This window comes from Capnocytophaga sp. oral taxon 380 str. F0488, from assembly GCF_000318255.2.
GTDB lineage: Bacteria > Bacteroidota > Bacteroidia > Flavobacteriales > Flavobacteriaceae > Capnocytophaga > Capnocytophaga ochracea.
This window is the reverse complement of record NZ_KB291209.1, coordinates 1-2,497: the sequence shown is the minus strand read 5'-3', so window position 1 is coordinate 2,497 and position 2,497 is coordinate 1. Positions and strand designations below refer to the sequence as shown.

The window sequence follows — 2,497 nt, the reverse complement described above, 5'->3', positions numbered from 1 at the left end:
CCACAAATAAGCATCGGCGTGTGCACCTGTGGTTCTGGTAGTGCTACGCGGACCTAAAGCTGCATTAAAGTTATTGCAAGAGTTATAAGGAGGGTGTTCATTTTGGTGTTTAGGTCTATTGATACCACTGCGCCCTGTGTCAATCACGTAATGCACATCTTTAAAACCTTTAGAAGCCAAGTAAGTTACAAATCTTTCTGCTCCTGCTTGTTCTTCAGCAGTGCCTCCTAAGCCCGAAACATTCAGTGCAAAACCACGCATATATTTTAAACCTCCATCTATAATGGCATTAGCAACAGCTTCGGAGTGTTGTGTCACCAAAGATCCATTTCCAGCGTGAATATAGCTCGCTACATTAGGGTTGTTCTTATTTAGTTTTTCAGCGGCATAACTAAGCAGTTCAGCACGTTCATTGTATTTAGCTGAGCCTCTTGGGGCACCGCAGTAGTTAATGGCATCGGGTTCAATAATAACCACCGCCCGGCGTTGTCCAATAATGGCACTTACACGGTCTATCCACTCTTTGTAAGAAGCCGCATTAGGATGTCCACCTTTTGAAAACGAACCACAATCGCGATTGGGGATACCGTAAAGCACTACAATAGGCGTTTTGTGAGCGCGTTCTGCTCCCTCAACAAAGTTTTTAAGCCAACGGTCATTTTTCTCTTTACCACCACTACCAGGACTAACCCCGCCGTCATACCAACCTCCGCAGGGCGTACCATACACTTGGTAATACAGCTTTTTCAACTCGGCATTTTTTTCATTTTTTACTACGTCTAACCGAGAGGGCTCCAAGTAAAAATCCCAGTCATAAGCTACCGGCTTTTTACCTTGTGGTGGGTTAGGTGGAATAGGAGGGGTAACCGGAGGCGTAATAGGAGGTGTAGTAGGGGTCTGAGTAGTAGGAGTTTGTGTAGTAGAGGTTTGCGTTGTTGGAGTCTGTGTAGAGGGGTCGGTCTCTTCCCCTGATTTTTCACAGGCGGTCATTACCCATAAAAAAGCTACTAAGGATAGTAATTTATTCATAATCTTTAATTTCATTTATCTGTATTATTCTTATCTTTGCAATGATAAAGGTTGTTTTATAATTGCTTGTCGTGCTACGACTATTTTAAGTTTTGAGGTACTTCCAAAATCTCTATACTTTTCACTCTCATAGCGTTTTGCACCAAGTGTCTCGTATATTCAGGATAAGGCTTTCCCGCTTTTGGGGCTCCCATTTTACATTCACCGTCAGAGCCACCTCCTCCGTTAATCCACAAATAAGCATCGGCGTGTGCACCTGTGGTTTTGGTAGTGCTACGCGGGCCTAAAGCTGCATTAAAATTATTGCAAGAGTCATAAGGAGCATTTGCATTTTGGTGTTTAGGTCTATTAATACCACTGCGCCCTGTGTCAATCACGTAATGTACATCTTTAAAACCTTTAGAAGCTAAGTAAGTTACAAATTTTTCGGCTCCTGCTTGTTCTTCGGCAGTGCCTCCTAAGCCCGAAACATTCAGTGCGAAACCACGCATATATTGTAAACCTCCATCTATAATAGCATTGGCAACAGCTTCAGGGTGTTGTGTAACCAAAGGTCCATTTCCGGCGTGAATATAGCTCGCTACATTAGGGTTATTCTCTTTTAGCTTTCTTGCACAATAAGTGAGCAAATCAGCGCGTTCTTTGTATTCAGCCGAGCCCTTTTTATGTCCACAGTAGTTAATAGCATCGGGTTCGATAATTACTACTGCACGGCGTTTTCCAATAATGGCACTTACGCGGTCTATCCACGCTCTGTAAGAAGCAGCATTAGGGTGTCCGCCTCCTGAGAATGATCCACAATCGCGATTGGGGATACCGTAAATCACTACAATAGGCGTTTTGCGAGCGTGTTCAGCACCTTCAACAAAATTCTTTAGGTAGCGGTCGCTATCCTCACTATTGGGGTTAATTCCATCATACCAATCTCCGCAGGGCGTACCATATACTTGGTAATACAGTTTTTTCAACTCAGCATTTTTTTCATTTTTTACTGCATATAACCGAGAAGGTTTCAAATAAAAATCCCAATCATAAGGTATTTGAGTTTGCGTATTTTGGGGCGTATCTTCCCCTGATTTTTCACAGGCAGTCATTACCCATAAAAAAGCTATTAAGGCTAGTAATTTCTTCATAATCTTTAATCTTATTTATGTCTTAATTTGGCAAAGATAGGAATTTATTTTCATTTACCCAAAATTATTTTCTAATTTATTTTTCCAGTCGTTTTCCTCCGTTTGCTCTCCACTTTTTCACCACCTTGTCTCTACTTTTCCTTTGTTCATTGTCTATCTGCCGTGTGGCTCGCACCGTCATTTATCCGTTTATATGTACGAACTTTGCCAAAGTTTCAAAATTTGCCAAAGTTGAAATCTACTAATAAACCTCTTTTTATTTCTATCTTAGCTTTAACTTACCCCCACTTTTCCTTTCTCATTTCTTTATCTGCCCGTGCGGCTCGCACCGTCTT

Annotated in this window: 2 protein-coding genes; both read right to left on the bottom strand. The window is 41.8% G+C overall.

Annotated features, from left to right (window positions below):
- Positions 1–1,029, bottom strand: a 1,029-nt coding sequence (locus HMPREF9078_RS07045; RefSeq protein ID WP_232305316.1) for a glycoside hydrolase family 6 protein, incomplete at its 3' end; no start/stop codon positions are given.
- A gap of 80 nt (positions 1,030–1,109) precedes the next feature.
- The gene (locus tag HMPREF9078_RS07040; protein ID WP_009420006.1) at positions 1,110–2,162 is read right to left on the bottom strand and encodes a glycoside hydrolase family 6 protein; all 1,053 of its coding nucleotides are present in this window, start codon (positions 2,160–2,162) and stop codon (positions 1,110–1,112) included.
- Positions 2,163–2,497 lie beyond the last annotated feature (335 nt).